An 18358-nucleotide genomic window follows, 5' to 3' on the forward strand; every position below is an offset into this window, starting at 1 on the left:
AGCATTTACTGATGAATTTCCTCCCGCAAGGGCGTCCGGGTTTTCCCCACCTTTTGTCCGGCAACTCCCGCTTCTGGAACTGAACATAAAAATGGTCCCCGGCACAAATGCCGGGGACCATTTTTCGCTGCCGGCCGCTGGTGCGGCGGCGGGCGGAGACTAGACCAGCGTTACACCGGTAGCCTGCGGACCCTTGGCGCCCTGGCCGATTTCGAACTGAACGCGCTGGTTCTCGTCGAGGGTCTTGAAGCCGCCGGTCTGGATTTCGGAGTAGTGGACGAAGACGTCACCGTCCGAATCATCCGGGGTAATGAAGCCGAAGCCCTTTTCAGCGTTGAACCACTTGACGGTTCCCTGTGCCATTTATTTCTCCTCATTGTGGAACTTTTTAAGATCGGCACACCTCGTGCCGGCCTTGGTCACTCCGCGAGAAGAATCCTGGTCAGCCGCCCCTGGAAAAGGAACCGGCGGTGCAGGAGCTTCGCGCTCGCAACATGTCTTGCGAGCATGAAAAAACACCTACACAAAGACTGAGATAAGAATTTCATGCCCGTTCCCGCAGGTCAACGGTTTGGGCTTCAAAATGGATAAATTTTGGGCGAAGAGGAGGTTAATGCGCACGTCAGGGGCATTTGCAACGGGCCACGAAGTGCCGGGCCGCACGGTCAGAAAAGCCGGGACTCACTGTCGTCAACACCGCGCATGGCGTCGTAGTCCAACGTGATGCAAGCAATGCCCCGGTCATTGGCCAGGACCTTGGCCTGCGGCTTGATCTGCTGGGCCGCGAAAATCCCGCGGACCGGGGCCAGCAGGGGATCGCGGTTGAGCAACTCAAGGTAACGCGTGAGTTGCTCAACGCCGTCGATATCGCCGCGCCGCTTCAGCTCAATGGCAACCGTGGCGCCCTCGGCGTCGCGCGCCAGGATATCCACCGGCCCGATGGCCGTGAAGTATTCACGGCGGATGAGGGAGTATCCCGTCCCCAGCGTTTCAATCTGTTCCGCCAGGAGCCGCTGCAGGTCTGCCTCCACGCCATCCTTGATGAGCCCGGGGTCCACGCCGAGATCGTGGGACGACTCATCGAGCTTTTCATGGATGTTGATGATGAGCCGGTCATCGGTCTTGGCTGACTGCACTGTCCACTGCTCCATCACCCCCAGCTCAAGATCCACGTCCTCCGGGGAGGAGACCCTGAGGGTGGCCGGTGGGCTCATCCAGTTGAGCGGCTTGTAGGAACCGCCGTCTGAATGGACCAGGACGGAGCCATCGGCCTTCACCAGCAGGAGCCTGGTGGCAAGCGGGAGGTGGGCTTTGAGCCGGCCAACATAATCAACGGAGCATCGGGCTATGACAAGTCGCACGCCGTACAGACTACCGTCTGCCGCGCACGCAGTTGGCAGGGGGTGGCCACCGCACCGGGGTCTGCCCGCAGGAAACCGCACGGCGGCTGGGGCAGAATGGATGCATGCCGCGCTCCAACCGACCCCGCCGCCCAGTGTCCGGAAAGGGTTCCGTGTCCGGAAGGGCGGGCGCCGGAAAGAAGGGCAGCCGGGAGGTGCCCGAGCTGGACCTGGAACGGGCGCGTGCCGGGATTGCACGGCGGGAAAGCGCCCCTGACGGCGAGTGGATGGTGCGCACCATGACCGCCAGGAACGCCGAAAAGACCTATATCTGCCCCGAGTGCTCCACCGCCGTGCCGCCCGGTGTGGCCCACCTGGTGGTCTGGAAGGATGACCACCTGTTCGGCGCTGCCGCCGGACTGGCCGAGCGCCGGCACTGGCACACCAACTGCTGGATGTCACGCAGTTACCGCTACCGCTGACCTGAGGGCAAAGATGCGCCCGCTGTCGCTAAGCTGGCAGGCATGACTTTTGATCCGGCGTCGTACGAATTCCGCCAGGGCCCAGGCCCCACTCCCATCCGTGCCTCCACCGTGCTGCCCGCCAAGCGCGAGCTGGTGAAGCTGGATACGGAAGACGGGCACACACTGGTGGCCGAGCTGGCGCTGCCGGAATCCGGCCCCGTGAATGCCACGTTGATCACCCTGCACCCCCTTCCAACGCACGGCGGGTTCATGGACTCGCATGTCTACCGCAAGGCTTCCTACCGGCTGCCTGCGCTCGCCGGCATCGCCGTGCTGCGGTTCAACACCCGCGGAACCGCATCCCCGCACGGAACCAGCAGCGGGGCCTTCGACGAGGGGGTAGGGGAGCGCCATGACATGGAGGCCGCGGTCCGCTTCGCCGTCGAACGCGGCCTGCCCAACCGCTGGCTGGTCGGGTGGTCCTTCGGCACGGAACTCGCCCTGATGTACGGGGCCGTGGAGCCGGTGGCGTCCCAGGTCGAGGGGGCAGTCCTGCTCTCGCCGCCGCTGCACCGGGCCAAGGACAAGGACCTGTTGCAGTGGGCGGCATCCGGAAAGCCGCTCGCGGTCCTGGTGCCGGAGCACGACGACTTCCTCAAGCCTGCCGAGGCGGCCGAACGCTTCAGCCTGGTGCCGCAGGCCCGCGTGGTGGGCGTGGACGGTGCCAAACACCTGTGGGTGGGGGAGAAGTATGCTGCCCGGGTCCTCAATGAAATCGTGGATGAGGTCAGCGAAGCAGGATCAGGCGCTGCGGGACTGCCGCAGGAATGGGACGGGCCCGTCGCCACAGCCTCCGCCTAGGATCCCTGGTTCCGCCGCGGTTCGGCCCCACAGCGGCGGCCCGGTGCTGGACCTGCCGTGGTGCTGCTCCTGCGTTAGTGCTGGTCCTGGCGGACGATGTAGATCTCCCTGACCAGCAGCAGGACAGCAGCCGCCGTGGGAATGGCGATGAGGGCGCCGAGGACCCCCAGCAGGCTGCCGCCGGCGATGACCGAGATAACAGCCACGGCGCCGGGAACGGCCACGGCCTTCTGCATGATGCGCGGGGAGATGAAGTAGGCCTCGAACTGCAGGTAGGAGAAGTAGCAGATTCCGTAGATGGCCGCGGTCTGCCAGCCCTCCGTAAGCGAGACCAGCAGCACCACGACCCCGGCAATCATTCCGCCCACCAGCGGAATGAAGGCGAGCAGCGCCACCACGAAGGCCAGCAGCAGGGCGAAGGGTATTCCCACGATTGACATCACGATGAAGGCAAAGGTGGCGTTCAGGAGGGCAACCACCGCCTGCCCGATCACGTAGTTGCCCACCGATCGGGTAATTTCCTCGGACAGGGCCTCCACACGGTGCCGCCGGGACCGCGGCGCAAGCCGGTAGCCCCACTTCTTCATCGCGGGCAGGGCAGCAAGGAAGTACAGGCTCAGCACCAGCACGATCAGGGTGCCGAAAAGTCCGTTGGCCACGGTGGAACCAAAGCCGACAACGCCGCCAAAGATTCCGCCCATTGCCGCGGGGTCGTTCACGAACTTGTCCAGCTCTTCCGTGACGCGGTCGCGAACACCGAACTGGTCGTCCAGGCTGCGGAAGAACTCGGAATCGATGAAGTCCCGGATCCACACCGGCGCCTGCTCGACGATCTGCGTGACCTGTTCGACGATGGTGGGGATAAGGGTGGCGAAGAAGCCGACGACGGCGCTCACCAGTACCGTTACGGACACCAGGATCCCGGCGGGACGGGGGATTTTCCGGCCTTCCAGCCAACTGACGACAGGTTCAAGGCCCAGCGCGATGAACAGCGCCGCAACGATCCACAGGAGCAGTTGCGTGGTGTTGGAGCCGATCCAGTAGACCAGCAGTGCAAGCCCAACGCCCACGGTTCCCATAAAGCCCAGATACAGGGGGTGCTGTGGCGAAATTCGGGGGCCCGGACTGCCGAACTGGGGCTGCACCCCGCTGTCGCCTCCGCCGTCCCCGTCCTGCCGCGTGTACTCCGGCGGCATCTCGAACCGAAGACGTGGCTGGGCGCCCGGCAAAGGCTGCCGCAGCCGCTGGGCCAGCATCCCGAGTGCAGCCGCGGCGGGCCTCTTCCGGCGGACAGTTCCAGGCCCTTTTCCAGGCCCTTTTCCAGGACCAGGCGGAGCGGCTGCCGGCGGCTGCGTGCCCCCCGGGTTCTCTGGTGCCGCGGAGGATTCGTCCGTCTTGTCAGTCACTGGTTTTGGGGGCCTGTTCCGTACATGGCGCCGCAGGGGCGGGCCGGTGTGATGATCATCGCAAACACTATCAGCAGCCTTGTCAACAACAGCTGAAGGGCCTGTTCAGAGCCCCGCTGGCGATCCTGCGCGAAGCCCCGATCCGGGCCCGCGATAACAAAACGGATACTATTGAAACTAAACCCCCGCTGATGATAGGTGTTCCCTTGCGTTTAAAGACTGCAGTCGCACTCGTGCTGCTCGGCCTCCTGACACTTTTGGCCGGCATCGGCCAGAGGACCATCTGGGCCCCCTCCGAAACCTTTACGGCTTCCGCGCCGGCCGATGCTGCCGCTGCGCCGATCACCGTGATCGACCAGAACCTGCGGACCCTTCACGGCGGGACAGTCAAGATCGATATCGAGGGCGACGGCAACTTCATGCTGGCCTCCGGCAGGCCGGACGACGTGGACGCATGGGTTGGCCAGGCCGCACACAACACCGTTACCGGTGTGACCGAGGACGGAGAGTCGCTCCAGGTTGAGCACGCCGACGGCGAGGCCACTGCCCCCAACCCTGCCGGCTCTGACCTCTGGGTTTCCACCGAGAATGCCAGCGGGGAGCTTGAGTACTCCTGGACCCCGCCGGCTGACGGGGACTGGACCCTGCTGCTGGCCTCGGACGGAACGCAGCCCGCACCTGCCTCCATCTCCATGACGTTCCCGAACGACACCTCCACACCCTGGGCCGTTCCCCTGATGGTCCTTGGTTCCCTGCTGGTTGTTGCCGGGATCGTACTGGCCCTGCTCTCTGCCCGCAGGCGCAACGGTGAGGGCGGCGGAGAGGGCAGCGGCTTTGCCCGGCGCGCCCGCGCCCGCAGCGAGGCAAAGTCGTCGTCGCGGGTGACCATGGCTGCTGCCGGTGTCGTTGCCGCTGCCGTGGTGGCCGGGACCGGCGTCGCCGCAAGTGCCACTTCTCCCGCGCCCGCGCCTTCCGCGGACGCGGCAACGGCGTCGCCCGCAGCGCAGGAGGCAGGTTCCCCCGTCCTGCTGGATGCCCAGTTCCGCCGGATCCTGGAGCAGGTCTCCAGCGCCGTTGACGCTGGAGATGCGGCCAAGGATGCCGCCAAGCTGTCCGACCGTGTGGGCGGGACCGAACTGGAAGTCCGCACCCAGAACTACAAGATCCGTTCACAGGTAGGCTCCTACGAGCCGCGCATGCCGGTGCGCTCCACCAAGCTCCTCACCACCGTGGTGACCAGCGACCGCGAATGGCCGCGGTCCGTCATGGCCGTGACCCAGGGTGAGGGCAATGTGGTGCCGCAGCTGCTGACGCTGGTCCAGGCCTCGCCGCGTGAGAACTACAAGCTCGTGGAAACCAACCCGCTGCAGCCCGGCACCACGTTCCCCACCATCAGCCGGGACGGCACCGAGACGCTGGCACCCGCAGACAAGACGGGCCTGCTCTACAGCGGTGAAGAAGCCTTGTCCGGCCTGGCGGACCGCCTCACCTCCGAAGATTCGGCCTTCAAGGACAAGCTGGTGGAAGGGGAGTCCTCGCCGTACATCGCGGATACCCTGTCCTACCAGGCCGAAGTGGTGAAGTCCGGTGAGAACGGCAACTTCTCCTTCACCCACAAGGTGGTCCCCGAAAGCACTGTTGTCTTCCGCACGGCTGACGGCGGCGCGCTGGTCCTGGGACGGATCAACTTCGGCTTCGAGGGGACCCCCAAGGCCGCAGGCGACAAGCTCACCATCGGTGACGACGCAGCGGCACTGGCCGGTGGCAAGGAAACCACCACCGGCATGGTCCTGAGCTTTGCCGAGTCGGTGGCCGTGTACGTGCCGCCGGCAGGATCAACGGACCCGATGAAGCTTGTGGCGGCAACCCGCGGCCTGACGGGGGCCAGCTTCAAGTAATCCCCTTCCTGCAGTAGCCCCGGCAGCGGCCGGAGTGGCTAGAGTGGAAAGCATGAGTTCGCCAGCTTCCCGCCCAGTCCCTCCTGCCGCTGCCAACCTGCTTAACCTGCGCGGCGCCGTCGACCTTTCCAGCCTGAAGCAGCGCCCGGCCTCGGCAGCTTCACCGGCCGGGACCGGAACGCCGCAGGAAGGCGCCCAGCCGGGTGCCGCTCCCGGCGCCCAGGAACTGAAGGTCAACGTCACCGAGGGCAACTTCCAGCAGCTCGTGGAGCTGTCGGCGCAGGTGCCTGTGGTGTTTGCTCTGTGGGCCTCCTACTCGCCGGAGTCGGCAGCCGTGCTTGAGGTCCTGGAGCGGGTGGTTGGCGGCTACGGCGGCCGGCTGGTCCTTGGCGCCGCGGACATCGAAGCGTTCCCGCAGCTTGCCCAGGCCTTCCAGGTGCAGGCTGTCCCCACCGCTGTGGCCGTCCTCAAGGGCCAGCCGGTGCCGCTCTTCCAGGGCAGCGCGGACGAGCAGCAGGTGCGCAGCCTTTTCGACGAACTGCTGAAAGTGGCCGCCGCGAACGGCGTGACCGGGAGCCTGGGTGCCGGTGCGGAGGAAGAGGACGCTCCGCCGCCGTTGCCGCCGCTGCACCAGGCGGCGTTCGACGCCATCGAAGCGGGGGACTACGCTGCCGCGGCCGTTGCCTACCGCCAGGCGCTGACCGAGATGCCTGCGGACCATGAGGCCAAGGCCGGACTGGCCCAGGTGGAGCTGATGGGGAGGCTGCAGCCACTTTCCGCCCAGGACAGCGAAGCCCTGCGCACGCTCGCGGCCAATGAGCCGGACAACCTTGAGGCCCAGCTGGGGGTGGCAGACCTTGATGTGGCCGGCGGCCATGTGGAGGATGCGTTGAGCCGGCTGGTCTCCTTCATTGGCCGGAACTTCGGCCCGGAGCGTGAGACTGCCCGCGTCCGGCTTCTGGAGCTGTTCGATGTGGTGGGCACCGCGGACGAGCGGGTTGCCAAGGCGCGCCAGGCCCTCGCGAGGGTGTTGTTCTAGTGCCGGCGCTCTTCCAGCCCCTGCGGCTCCGCTCGCTGGAGCTGCAGCACCGGGGCTGGGTGTCGCCGATGTGCCAGTACAGCTGCGACCCCGACGACGCCCCGGGAGTCCCGAACGACTGGCACCTGATGCATCTGGGGTCCTTCGCCACCGGGGGCGCGGCGCTGATACTGACCGAAGCCGCCGCCGTGAATGCGGAAGGCCGGATCAGCCCCCGCGACGCCGGCCTCTACAACGGTGAGCAGGCGGAAGCTTGGCAGCGGATCACGTCCTTTGTCCACCGGCACGGCGCCGCCAACGCCAAGATCGGCGTGCAGCTCGCCCACGCGGGCAGGAAAGCGTCCACCTACTGGCCATTTTCCGGCAAGCACGGCAGCGTTCCGGAGTCCGACGGCGGCTGGACCACCGTGGGCCCGTCGCCTTTGGGTTTCGAAGGGTACGCGGACCCCGCGGCGATGAGCGTGGAGCAGATCAGCGGCGTGGTGCGCGACTTTGCCGACGCCGCTGTGCGGGCGGTGGACGCGGGCTTCGACACGATTGAGGTCCACGGTGCCCACGGGTACCTCCTGCACCAGTTCCAGAGCCCGCTGATCAACACGCGGACCGATGCCTGGGGCGGCAACGAAACGGGCCGGAACCGGCTGATGCTGGCTGTTGTTGACGCCGTCCGCGCCGTCATTCCGGAGTCCATGCCGCTGCTCCTGAGGATCTCCGCCAGCGACTGGGCAGAAGGCGGCGTGGATCTGGCCGCTTCCGTGCGCCTGGCACGGCAGGCCGCCGAACACGGTGTGGACCTTATCGACGTGTCCAGCGGGGGCGCCGTTGCCCACCAGCAGATCAAGGCCGGCCCCGGCTACCAGACCGGATTTTCGGCAGCCATCCGGAAGGAAGCCGGAGTGGCCACCGGCACCGTTGGCCTGCTGACCTCGGCAGGCCAGGCTGAACACGCCGTCGCCACAGGACAGGCTGACGGCGTCCTCATCGCGAGGGCAGCACTGCGGGACCCGCACTGGTGGCTGAGGGCTGCCTTTGAACTGGGCCATGACCTCGCGTGGCCGCCGCAATACCAGCGTGCCGTTCCGCGGCGCACCTTCTGATGGCCGGCCGGGACCGGCGCACTGCGCCTCACCCTGCGCCGGCGCCGGACAGGGCGCCAGGCCTCGAACCGACGCCGGCGGCTGCCGTCAGTATCGAGCAGCAGTTGGAAGCCGCCATCCTGGAACTCCTGGCCGCCAGGGCCGCCACGTCCACCATCTGCCCGTCGGAGGCTGCCCGCGCTGTCGGCGGCGGGACGTGGCGCAACCTCATGGAGCCCGCCCGCAGGGCGGCGCGGCGGCTGGTTGACGCAGGCGAAGTCCAGATCACCCAAGGCGGCTCGGTGGTGGATCCCTCCACCGCCAAGGGGCCCATCCGCATCCGGAAGGTGCGTTAGGGAGCCCCGGGACGATGTCGCCGGACAGCGTCCTGCCGGAAGTGGTTCCTACGCCTTTCCCGCTACTCCTCAGGGAGGACCCCGCAGCGGGTACCCGAGGGCTAGTCTGGCTTCATGACTGCCCCGCAACCCGACCCGGCACTGCAACCCGATCAGGCCCCGCAACGCGAGCCGGCCCCGCAACCAGACCATGCACTGCATTCCGTGCCGGCTCTGCACCCCGGTGCGGCACCGCAGGTGCCGGCCTTGTCCATCCGCGGGCTTGCCAAGCGGTTCGGCGGGAAGATCGCCGTGGACGGCATCAGCCTGGACGTGCCGGCCGGCTCCTTCTACGGCATTGTGGGCCCCAACGGCGCCGGTAAGACCACCACGCTGTCCATGGCAACCGGCCTCCTGCGTCCGGACTTTGGGAGAGCGGCAGTCCACGGCGTGGACGTTTGGCAGCGGCCGCTGGACGCGAAGAGGCTGATGGGCATCCTGCCGGACGGGGTGCGGCTGTTCGACCGGCTCACCGGCGAGCAGCTCATTACCTATGCGGGGCTGCTGAGGGGTATGGACCGGGAGACAGTGGCCACGCGCGTTGCGGACCTCCTCGCCGCCATGGATCTCCAGGATGACGCCGGCACCCTGGTGGTGGACTACTCGGCGGGCATGACCAAGAAGATTGCGCTGGCCTCCGCCCTCATCCACGCGCCCCGGCTGCTGGTCCTGGACGAACCTTTCGAAGCGGTGGACCCGGTCTCCGCGGCCAACATCCGCTCCATCCTTGACAGCTACGTCGCTTCGGGCGGCACGGTCATCGTGTCCAGCCATGTCATGGACCTGGTGCAGCGCATGTGCGACCACGTGGCAGTGGTGGCCAACGGACGGTTGCTCGCCGCCGGAACCGTTGACGAGGTGCGTGCCGGGGCCTCGCTGGAGGACCGGTTCGTGCAGCTGGTGGGCGGCCGCAGCCACACGGAAGGACTGGAATGGTTGCGCACCTTCTAAGGCTCAAGCTGACACTGCTGCGCAACGGCCTGCGTCGCAGCCCGTGGCAACTGGTGGGGATGGCCATCGCCGGGCTTTACGCACTGGGGATGGTGGCAACGCTTGTGATGGCACTGGTGATGCTGCGCAACGCGCCTCTTGACCTTGCCCAGACCGCTGTGGTGCTCGGCGGATCCGCCGCCATCCTGGGCTGGGGCGTCGTGCCGGTGGTGGCCTCTGCCACGGACATGACCCTGGATCCCGCACGGTTCACTACGTTCGCGATCCCCATGAAGCAGATGCTGGCCGGGCTGGCCCTGGGCGGACTGATCGGCATTCCGGGGCTGGCCACTTCGCTGGTGGCGCTGTCCACGGTGGCCACGTGGTCCCATGGTGTCCTTCCTGCGCTCGCCGCGTTCGCGGGGGCAGTGCTGGGCGTACTGACCTGCGTGGTGCTCGCCAAAGTGGTGACCACGGCAACGGCAAGCCTGGCCGCATCGCGGCGGTTCAAGGACATCAGCGCCATAGCATTCATGGTGCCGCTGGTATTGATGGGGCCCATTGTGGCGGGAATAGGCCAGGGCCTCTCAGCCTCCACCGGTTTCCTGCCCGGCTTTGCCAGGACGCTGTCCTGGACGCCGCTGGGCGCACCGTGGTCGCTGGGCGGTGACGTGGCCGCCGGGCAGCCGGGACAGGCAGCATTGAAGCTGCTGGTATCCGTTGCAGCGCTGGCCGCGCTCGCGTGGGCATGGAAATCCCTGTTGGAACGGGCGCTGGTGACTCCTCCGTACGCGGGCAGCGGCAGGCGCAAAGGCGGCAGGCTGGGACTGCTGGGAGTGCTGCCCGCCACTCCGGCCGGTGCGGTCATGGCGAGGTCCCTCACGTACTGGTTCCGGGATCCACGGTATTCGGGATCTCTGGTGGTGATCCCCCTGCTGCCGGTGGTGCTCGCCTTCCAGGGAAGCCAGACCGGGGACTTCACCAGCCTGGGCATCCTTGCCCCGCTCTCCGCGTTCATCCTTGCCTGGTCCATCTCTGCCGACGTGTCCTACGACAACACCGCTTTCGCCCTGCACCTTGCCACCGGCGTCAGGGGAGTGGCGGACCGGCTGGGCCGCGCCCTGGCTTGCATGGCGTTCGCCTTGCCGGTGGTGCTGGTGTTCGCCCTCGGCTATTCCGCCCTGACAGGGGACTGGGCCGGCCTGCCCGGCCAGCTGGGCCTGAGCCTTGGCATCCTGTTCACCGGGCTGGGACTGGCGTCGGTGGTCTCGGCCCGGTACACCGTGGCTGTTCCGCTGCCGGGCGACAGCCCGTTCAAGAAACCGCCCGGCAACGTGGGGCAGACCCTCGCGGTACAGTTCGGAGGGCTGCTGGTCCTGGTGGTCCTGGTCCTGCCTCAGGTGGGCCTCCTGGTTGCGCAGGTGGTCACGGGCAACAGCCTTTTCGGCTGGATCAACCTCACCGCGGGGACGGTCCTGGGCCTGGTCCTGTCTGTTCTAGGCGTCAGGCTGGGCGGAAAATGGCTGGACGCCCGCGGGCCAGAACTGCTGGCCCAGGTGTCCGTCAACCGCTGAAGAGCATTCGGAAGGAAACAGCATGGAAGTCGTCATCCTCAACGGCAGCAAACACATCGCCAAGCTTGCTGCCGATGCCGTCGAGGACCTGCTCCGGCGCAGACCTGATGCCGTCCTTGGCCTGGCGACGGGTTCGTCCCCGCTTCCGGTCTACGATGAGCTGGCTGCCCGCCATGAGCGGGACGGCCTGGACTTCAGCCGGGCTTCCGGTTTTGCCCTGGACGAATACGTGGGACTTCCGCCCGGACACCCCGAGTCCTACCGGGAAGTGGTCCGCCGGGAGTTCACCAACCGGGTCAACATCCGGCCGGAGAACGTCCACGGGCCGGACGGTGCCGCCGCGGACATCCCGGCTGCCTGCCGCGCCTACGAGGAGGCGATCGCTGCTGCCGGAGGGGTGGACCTGCAGCTCCTCGGGGTAGGAACGGACGGACACATCGCGTTCAACGAACCGGGATCCTCCTTCGCTTCGAGGACCCGCATCAAGAGCCTCATCGAACAGACCCGCAGGGACAACGCCCGGTTCTTCTCCAGCCTGGCGGACGTCCCGCACCATGTCCTGACGCAGGGACTGGGGACCATCATGGACGCGCGGCACGTCATCCTGCTGGCAACCGGTGCGCAGAAGGCCCAGGCTGTCCGCGAGTTCGTGGAGGGTCCCGTCGCCGCCATCTGCCCGGCGTCGATCCTGCAGTTCCACCCGCACGCCACCGTCCTGCTGGACGAGGCCGCGGCGTCGGCACTGAAACTGGCGGATTTCTACCGGCACACTTATGACAACAAGCCCGCCTGGCAGGGGATTTAGCCCGCACCGCCCGCTGCCGGCGCACGCCGCCGCAAAGTCCGACGGCGGCCGGCAGGGGACGCGCCGACGTCGAACGTCCGGCCGGTGGAACAGCTAAGATGGTTGGCATGACTAGCACGACGGACCCTCTCGAAAACGACCCGATGCGCGAGCTTTCCGGGGCTGGAACGTCCACAGCCACCATTGAGCGCGAGGAACTGCGCCAGGAAGTGGAGCCCGGGGACCGGGAGCGCTTTTCGCACTATGTGCGCAAGGAAAAGATCATGGAGTCCGCGCTGACCGGGGATCCTGTCATCGCGTTGTGCGGCAAGGTCTGGACGCCGGGACGGGATCCGCAGAAGTTCCCGGTCTGCCCGATGTGCAAAGAGGTCTACGACGGCCTCCGCCCGGGCAACGACGGCGGCAAGGGTCCCGGAGGGGACTCGGGCAACAACAAATAGTGACGGAGACGCTCTTTGGCGGCCCCACCCTGCCTCCGGCCTATCCGGAACGTGCAGCCTGGGGAACCGCCCCGAAACTCCGTGCCTGGCAGCAGGAAGCCCTGGACCTGTACCTGCGCAACAGCCCACGCGACTTCCTCGCCGTGGCAACGCCGGGCGCCGGCAAGACCACCTTCGCGCTGAGGGTGGCGTCCACCCTCATCGACTCCGGCGCCGTCAACAGGGTGACCATCGTGGCGCCCACCGACCACCTGAAGCGGCAGTGGGCGGATGCGGCGGCAAAGGTGGGCATCGCCATCGACCCCAACTTCAAGAACTCCGACGGCCAGCACGGCCGTGGCTTCATCGGCGTTGCCGTCACCTATGCGCAGGTGGCCAGCAAGCCGCTGCTCCACCGCGCCAAGACGGAAGCTGCGCGCACGCTGGTGATCCTTGACGAAATCCACCACGGCGGCGAGGCACTGTCCTGGGGTGACGGGCTGCGCGAGGCCTTCGACCCCGCGGTCAGGCGGCTCTCGCTGACGGGAACGCCGTTCCGTTCCGACACCTCTCCCATTCCCTTCGTCGAATACGCCCAGGACCGGGACGGCATCCGCCGCTCCAAGGCGGACTACACCTACGGGTACGGCAATGCGCTGCGGGACCACGTGGTCCGCCCGGTGATGTTCATGGCCTATTCCGGGCAGATGCGGTGGCGGACCAGTGCCGGCGAGGAGATGGCGGCGTCGCTGGGTGAGGCCGCGGTGACCAAGGACATCACGTCCCACGCCTGGCGTACCGCCCTGAATCCCGCAGGCGAGTGGATTCCGGCGGTGCTTGCGGGTGCGGACAGGCGGCTCAGCGAGGTGCGCCGCACCGTTCCCGACGCCGGCGGCCTGGTGATTGCCACGGATCACGAGGACGCCCGCGCGTACGCCGGACAGCTCAAGAGGATCACGGGGGAGTCCCCCACGGTCATCCTTTCCGATGACGCGAAGGCGTCGAGCAAGATCGAGGAATTCACCGCCAGCGAGAAACGCTGGATGGTTGCCGTCCGGATGGTGTCCGAAGGCGTGGACGTTCCGCGGCTTTCCGTCGGCGTGTATGCCACGTCAACATCGACCCCCCTGTTCTTCGCCCAGGCGGTGGGCCGCTTCGTGCGTGCCCGCAAGCGGGGCGAAACGGCGTCGGTCTTCTTGCCCTCGGTGCCGCAGCTGATGGCCCTTGCCAACTCCATGGAGGCGGAACGGGATCACGCCCTGGACCGCCCGGAGAAGGAAGACGCGGACGGCCTGTTCAATCCCGAGGACTCGCTGATGGCCGAGGCCAACCGCGAGGACAAGGCATCGGACAGCCTCACCAAGGGCAAGTTCGAGGCCCTGGATTCGCAGGCGTCTTTTGACCGCGTGCTGTTCGACGGCGGCGAGTTCGGCACGGGCGGCGAGGTGGGGTCCGACGACGAGATGGACTTCCTGGGCATCCCCGGGCTGCTGGACGCGGAGCAGGTGGGCACGCTGCTGCGGCAGCGCCAGCACGAGCAGCTGAACCGCAAGAACCGGAAGGCACCCGCGGCGGCGGAAAGCCCGGCACCGGCCGTCCCGGACCACCGGATGCTGATGGACCTCCGCAACGAGCTGGCCAAGAACGTGGCCGCCTGGTCTGCCCGGACCGGCACTCCGCACGGGGTGGTGCACACCAAGCTGCGGACGGTGTGCGGCGGACCGCCCGTTGCCCAGGCGAACGAGGAGCAGTTGCAGTCTCGACTGCGGAAGCTCCAGGACTGGTTCATCGGCCGGAAATAGCGGGGCTGGCACAATAAGGTGGCCCGGTGCGTAGTGGACTGCCCCCTGAAAGTGCGCCTTGCAGCCGCCGCAGAGCCGGTCAGGCCAGCCAGCGCCACCAGCGTGGCTGCTCCGGTTCCGGCGTCGGTTCCGGCTCCGGTTCCTCGCCCAAGGCCAGCGCGGCCTCGACGAGGTCGTCCGCGGTGAGCGTCATGACGGCCTCACGATCGAGCGCGTCGAGGCTGTGTTCCTCGTCAAGGGACAGCCTTAGCGCCTGGCGGTTGAGCGCCTGCTCGAACAGCGTGCGGGCGAACCGTGCGTTGCCGGAGTCCTCGCCCGCGTGGAGCCCGGTGAAGATGCGGCGCAGCATCTGGTCCGCGCCCGGCTCCAGCCTGTACCCGTGCTGGGTCAGCATCCGGTCGAAGATCGTCTGGAGTGCGTCCACGGAGTAGTCTGGGAACGTGATCTCGCGGGCGAACCGGGAGCGCAGTCCTGGGTTCGAGAGCAGGAAGGACTCCATCAGCCGCGGATACCCGGCCACGATCACCACCAGGCGGTGGCGGTGGTCCTCCATCCGCTTGAGCAGGACCTCGATCGCCTCGGGGCCAAAGTCCATCCGGCCGTCCTCCGGGGACAGCGCGTAGGCCTCGTCGATGAACAGGACGCCGTCCAGTGCACGCCGGATTACCCGATCCGTTTTGATGGCGGTCGTCCCGACGTACTGCCCCACCAGGCCTGAACGGTCGACCTCGACCAAGTGGCCTTTCTGCAGCAGGCCGACCGCGCGGTACATCTCGGCCAGGAGCCGCGCCACAGTGGTCTTGCCCGTGCCCGGGTTTCCGAGGAACACCAGATGCTGTGATGTGGCCACCTCCGGCAGTCCGTGCGCCTTACGGCGGGCCTGGACCTGGAGCAGTGCCACGAGCGCCCGCACCTGCTCCTTCACTGTCTCCAGTCCAACCAGCGCGTCGAGCTCGGCCTGCACCTCGGACAATGGCCGGGCCGGCCCGGGCCTCGGACCCACGAGATCGCCGACCAGGTCGTCCACGCGCTCCGAGCCGGGCAGCTTGAGCTGATCGGCAAGGCGGCCGATTGTTTCGCGCAGGTCGTCGAGCGGATTGCGGCTGGCAGCCATGCATCCACTGTAGTACCCGGGTCCCGTTCCTGCCCCGGGATCAAGGGGCGGGTGAAACGACGAAGGGCCGGCTGCTCATGAGCGCCGGGCCACTCCTGTAGCTGCCCTAGGCTACGTCCACGCCACCCAGTTCCATTTCGGCCACTGCTTCCTCCAGGTCCTCGGCGATCCCGGCCGTCAGGGAGCGCAGGACGGTGACAGAGTAGCCGGCCTGGACGGCGTCCAGGGCCGTTGCCATCACGCAGTAATCCGTGGCGATTCCCACAAGCACGACGTCCTCCACGTCATGGCTCTGCAGCCAGTCGTCCAGCCCGATCGCGTCTTCGTCCGGAGCGAACCTCTCGGCGTCCGCGGGACCGGGCAGGGCCCCGGGCTGCCGTTCCCCGGTGGGCACCGCATCCTCGGGGGCCAGCAGGCCCTCGAATCCGGAGTAGGCCGCGGAGAACTGGCCTTTCTGGAAGTAGGCCTGGATGTATTCGGTGTCCAGGTCGGGATGCAGTTCAGCACCGGGGGTGCCCGCCTCGCAGTGCGGCGGCCAGCTGTCTTTGAAGTCCGGTGTGTCAGAGAAATGCTCCCCCGGATCGATGTGCCAGTCCTGGGTGGCAACGATGTGGTCGAACTCGCCGTGGTGGGCGTCCACATATTCGCTGATGGCGCCGGCAACATCCGCGCCGCCGGAAACGGCCAGCGAACCGCCCTCGCAGAAATCGTTCTGGACGTCGACGATGATCAGTGCCCGGGACATCGGTTCTCCTCAGTTTTCTTCATAGAGAGTAGGGATGGCTGCTTCCCCGCGCTGCAGGCGGTTGACCACCGGCGGCAGCTCCGCCATGGAATCCGCATGGCGCTGGCGGGCCCGCAGCACGCCCTCGTGGCCGGTCCAGCCCGGCAGCAGCTCCCCGTTCTTCATGAACTGCTGCAGGAGGGGACGGTCATTGCCGTCATCCTCCGGCCGGCGGCCGACGCCCACTACTTCCGCTGTGGCAATCCCGCGCTCGTTGAGCTTGCGCAGCGCGTACTTGCGGCCGCCCACGCTGGCCTTGTTCTTGGCCGCCTTGGCCACGGAGACGAACGCTCCGTCGTCGTCCGTGCGGCTGACCAGCTTGTACACCATGCTCGCCGTCGGGGCGCCCGAGCCGGTGACCAGGGACGTGCCCACGCCGTAGGAATCCACGGGGGCGGACTGCAGGGCGGCGATGGCGTACTCATCGAGGTCGGAGGTGACCACGATCTTGGTGTTTTCGTTGCCGAGGTCGTCAAGGAGCCTGCGCACCCACTGCGCCTGGGCCACAAGGTCGCCGGAGTCCAGCCGGACCGCCCCCAGGCGCGGACCCGCAAGGTCCACGGCCGTGCGGACGGCCGCTTCGACGTCGTACGTGTCCACCAGCAGGGACGTGTGGTCGCCGAGCGAGGCAATCTGGGCCTCGAACGCGTCCCGCTCGGTGTCGTGCAGGAGGGTGAAGGAGTGGGCGGCGGTGCCCACCGTCTTGATCCCGTAGCGGATCCCGGCCTCGAGGTTGGAGGTGCTGTCGAACCCGGCGATGATTGCTGCCCGGGCAGAAGCGGTGGCTGCTTCCTCATGGGTGCGCCGGGAGCCCATCTCGATGCAGGGCCGACCGCCGGCCGCGGTGACCATCCGTGAAGCAGCCGAGGCGATGGCGCTGTCATGGTTCAACACGGACAAAAGGTAGGTCTCCAGCATGCAGGCCTCGGCGAACGTGGCCTCGACGATGAGGATGGGGGAGTTCGGGAAGTACGCCTCGCCTTCGGGGTAGCCCCAGATGTCACCGGAAAAACGGTAGGAAGCGAGGTACTCCAGCGTCTGCGCATTGACCACCTTGGTGCGTTCCAAAAACTCGAGCTCGGCGTCCCCGAAGCGGAAGTTGGCGATGCCCTCCAGCAGCCGTCCCGTGCCGGCCACGATGCCGTAGCGCCGGCCATCCGGCAGCCGCCGGGCAAAAGCCTCGAACACCGACTTGCGGTGCGCGGCCCCGGAATGCAGCGATGCCTGCAGCATCGTCAGCTCGTAGTGGTCGGTATAAAAGGACGTGCGGGGATGCTCCCAGCCAGCGGAGGTACTCACGAAAGTCACTCTAGTCCCCGCCGGCTCCCACGTCTCGCTTCGCTTCGCCGCGGGCCCCTCACCGGCGTGGGCCCACCCACCGGCTCCCACGTCTCGCTTCGCTTCGCCGCGGGCCCCTCACCGGCGTGGGCCCACCCACCGGCTCCCACGTCTCGCTTCGCTTCGCCGCGGGCCCCTCGCCGGGGTGGGTCCGGCATCCCCATAGAATGGACAGATGACCTTAAGCGTTGCGCTCGGCCCTGATACACAGGAGGGCACCCGGACCGGAACAGCGGAATCCACAGATTCCCTGACCGCACCGGACATCCCCTGGAACCTGGTGATCTGGAACGATCCCGTCAACCTCATGAGCTACGTCAGCTATGTTTTCCAAAGCTATTTCGGCTACTCGGAGAGCAAGGCGAACAAGCTCATGATGGAGGTCCACAAGAAGGGCCGCTCCATTGTTGCCTCGGGCAGCAAGGAACAGGTGGAACGCCATGCCGTGGCCATGCACGGGTTTGGGCTGTGGGCCACTGTGGAAAAAGCCAGCGGCGGGAACAACGGCAACTCCGGCGGAGGACAGGGCAAGGGAAAACGTGGCTAAGGCATTCAAGTACGGACTCAAAGGCATCACCGGCTACCTTGAGCCCGCGGAACGCGACCTGCTGCGCAGCCTGATCCATGACGTCATCTCCATGCTCCAGCCGGAGGACCGCGACGGCCAGGATCCCCTGGCCGCCCTGATCGGCCTGGACATGGACGTGGCAGAGCCTAGTGACCGGGCCGTCAAGCGCCTCCTTCCCAACGTCATGAAGGACGACGCCGGCGCCTCCCTGGAGTTCCGCCAGCTCACCGAACGCTCGCTGCGGGAAACGAAGATCGGCGCCCTGCGGGCCGCGGCCCTGGACCTGGACAAGGACGAGATCGTCCTGACGTCCGACGGCGCACGGCACTGGTCCATGGCACTGAACGATGTCCGGCTGGTCCTCGCCGAGCGGCTGGACATCCAGGACGAGGAGGACGCCGAGCACGTCCACCTGATGCAGGACTGGTCCCAGGCCGAGGACGTGGAGAGCTACCTGGCCCTGGTCTACAACTTCGCCACCTGGCTCCAGGAGTCGCTCGTCCAGGCCATGCTGCAGTCCATGGACTCCCGCCGGTGAGCGGCGC

19 protein-coding genes are annotated in these 18358 nt (G+C 67.1%); 13 read left to right on the forward strand and 6 right to left on the reverse strand.

Annotation, left to right across the window (positions count from 1 at the left end; translation table 11 throughout):
- Positions 1–159: 159 nt before the first annotated feature.
- Both IEX33_RS04260 and nucS read right to left on the reverse strand, forming a co-directional pair.
- Positions 160–363 carry a cold-shock protein gene (locus tag IEX33_RS04260; protein WP_011692441.1) on the reverse strand — a complete coding sequence of 68 codons (204 nt, stop codon included), beginning with the start codon at positions 361–363 and terminating at the stop codon, positions 160–162.
- Between the two features lie 302 nt (positions 364–665).
- A complete protein-coding gene (gene nucS / locus IEX33_RS04265) occupies positions 666–1361 on the reverse strand; it encodes an endonuclease NucS (protein ID WP_188727896.1) in 696 nt (231 codons plus the stop codon).
- Positions 1362–1465: 104 nt separating this feature from the next.
- Here nucS and IEX33_RS04270 point away from each other — a divergent pair, with 104 nt between their 5' ends.
- Positions 1466–1822 carry an ATP/GTP-binding protein gene (locus tag IEX33_RS04270; RefSeq protein ID WP_066277065.1) on the forward strand — a complete coding sequence of 119 codons (357 nt, stop codon included), beginning with the start codon at positions 1466–1468 and terminating at the stop codon, positions 1820–1822.
- Between the two features lie 42 nt (positions 1823–1864).
- Positions 1865–2665, forward strand: coding sequence for an alpha/beta hydrolase (locus IEX33_RS04275; RefSeq protein WP_188727898.1), 801 nt, complete (start codon positions 1865–1867; stop codon positions 2663–2665).
- Positions 2666–2739: 74 nt separating this feature from the next.
- On the opposite strand, the gene IEX33_RS04280 is transcribed toward IEX33_RS04275, so the two are convergent.
- Positions 2740–4071, reverse strand: a complete 1332-nt coding sequence (locus IEX33_RS04280) for an AI-2E family transporter (RefSeq protein WP_188727900.1) — start codon at positions 4069–4071, stop codon at positions 2740–2742.
- Between the two features lie 191 nt (positions 4072–4262).
- Here IEX33_RS04280 and IEX33_RS04285 point away from each other — a divergent pair, with 191 nt between their 5' ends.
- The 9 genes from IEX33_RS04285 to IEX33_RS04325 all read left to right on the forward strand — a co-directional run bounded on the left by IEX33_RS04285 (position 4263) and on the right by IEX33_RS04325 (position 14009).
- Positions 4263–5969 carry a hypothetical protein gene (locus IEX33_RS04285; protein ID WP_188727902.1) on the forward strand — a complete coding sequence of 569 codons (1707 nt, stop codon included), beginning with the start codon at positions 4263–4265 and terminating at the stop codon, positions 5967–5969.
- Between the two features lie 52 nt (positions 5970–6021).
- Entirely contained in the window at positions 6022–7008 is a 987-nt protein-coding gene (locus tag IEX33_RS04290) for a tetratricopeptide repeat protein (protein WP_188727903.1), read from the forward strand.
- Positions 7008–8105 (forward strand): NADH:flavin oxidoreductase/NADH oxidase, encoded by a 1098-nt coding sequence (locus tag IEX33_RS04295; protein ID WP_188727905.1) that lies wholly within the window; start codon positions 7008–7010, stop codon positions 8103–8105. The genes IEX33_RS04290 and IEX33_RS04295 overlap by 1 nt, the downstream gene beginning before the upstream one ends.
- Positions 8105–8440, forward strand: coding sequence for a DUF3253 domain-containing protein (locus IEX33_RS04300; RefSeq protein WP_188727907.1), 336 nt, complete (start codon positions 8105–8107; stop codon positions 8438–8440). Before IEX33_RS04295 ends, IEX33_RS04300 begins: the two co-directional genes overlap by 1 nt.
- 114 nt (positions 8441–8554) lie before the next feature.
- Positions 8555–9430, forward strand: coding sequence for an ABC transporter ATP-binding protein (locus IEX33_RS04305; protein ID WP_188727909.1), 876 nt, complete (start codon positions 8555–8557; stop codon positions 9428–9430).
- Complete coding sequence (locus IEX33_RS04310) at positions 9412–10983, forward strand: transporter (RefSeq protein WP_188727911.1); 1572 nt, start codon at positions 9412–9414, stop codon at positions 10981–10983. Before IEX33_RS04305 ends, IEX33_RS04310 begins: the two co-directional genes overlap by 19 nt.
- Positions 10984–11005: 22 nt before the next feature.
- Positions 11006–11788, forward strand: a complete 783-nt coding sequence (gene nagB / locus IEX33_RS04315) for a glucosamine-6-phosphate deaminase (RefSeq protein WP_188727912.1) — start codon at positions 11006–11008, stop codon at positions 11786–11788.
- Positions 11789–11886: 98 nt separating this feature from the next.
- Positions 11887–12228, forward strand: coding sequence for a DUF3039 domain-containing protein (locus tag IEX33_RS04320; RefSeq protein ID WP_066277043.1), 342 nt, complete (start codon positions 11887–11889; stop codon positions 12226–12228).
- The gene (locus tag IEX33_RS04325; RefSeq protein WP_188727914.1) at positions 12228–14009 is read left to right on the forward strand and encodes a DEAD/DEAH box helicase; all 1782 of its coding nucleotides are present in this window, start codon (positions 12228–12230) and stop codon (positions 14007–14009) included. Before IEX33_RS04320 ends, IEX33_RS04325 begins: the two co-directional genes overlap by 1 nt.
- 79 nt (positions 14010–14088) lie before the next feature.
- Here IEX33_RS04325 and IEX33_RS04330 read toward each other — a convergent pair whose 3' ends face one another.
- From IEX33_RS04330 to IEX33_RS04340, 3 genes are all read right to left on the reverse strand, one after another.
- Positions 14089–15123 carry an AAA family ATPase gene (locus tag IEX33_RS04330; RefSeq protein ID WP_188727916.1) on the reverse strand — a complete coding sequence of 345 codons (1035 nt, stop codon included), beginning with the start codon at positions 15121–15123 and terminating at the stop codon, positions 14089–14091.
- A gap of 106 nt (positions 15124–15229) precedes the next feature.
- On the reverse strand, positions 15230–15868 hold the full coding sequence (locus IEX33_RS04335) for an isochorismatase family protein (RefSeq protein WP_188727917.1): 639 nt from the start codon (positions 15866–15868) through the stop codon (positions 15230–15232).
- Between the two features lie 9 nt (positions 15869–15877).
- Entirely contained in the window at positions 15878–17206 is a 1329-nt protein-coding gene (locus IEX33_RS04340) for a nicotinate phosphoribosyltransferase (RefSeq protein WP_188727919.1), read from the reverse strand.
- A 214-nt stretch (positions 17207–17420) separates the two neighbouring features.
- On the opposite strand from IEX33_RS04340, the gene clpS reads away from it, so the two are divergent.
- Both clpS and IEX33_RS04350 read left to right on the forward strand, forming a co-directional pair.
- On the forward strand, positions 17421–17792 hold the full coding sequence (gene clpS, locus IEX33_RS04345; protein WP_104184893.1) for an ATP-dependent Clp protease adapter ClpS: 372 nt from the start codon (positions 17421–17423) through the stop codon (positions 17790–17792).
- A complete protein-coding gene (locus tag IEX33_RS04350) occupies positions 17785–18351 on the forward strand; it encodes a DUF2017 domain-containing protein (protein ID WP_104184892.1) in 567 nt (188 codons plus the stop codon). The genes clpS and IEX33_RS04350 overlap by 8 nt, the downstream gene beginning before the upstream one ends.
- Positions 18352–18358 lie beyond the last annotated feature (7 nt).

Source organism: Pseudarthrobacter scleromae (assembly GCF_014644515.1).
GTDB lineage: Bacteria > Actinomycetota > Actinomycetes > Actinomycetales > Micrococcaceae > Arthrobacter > Arthrobacter scleromae.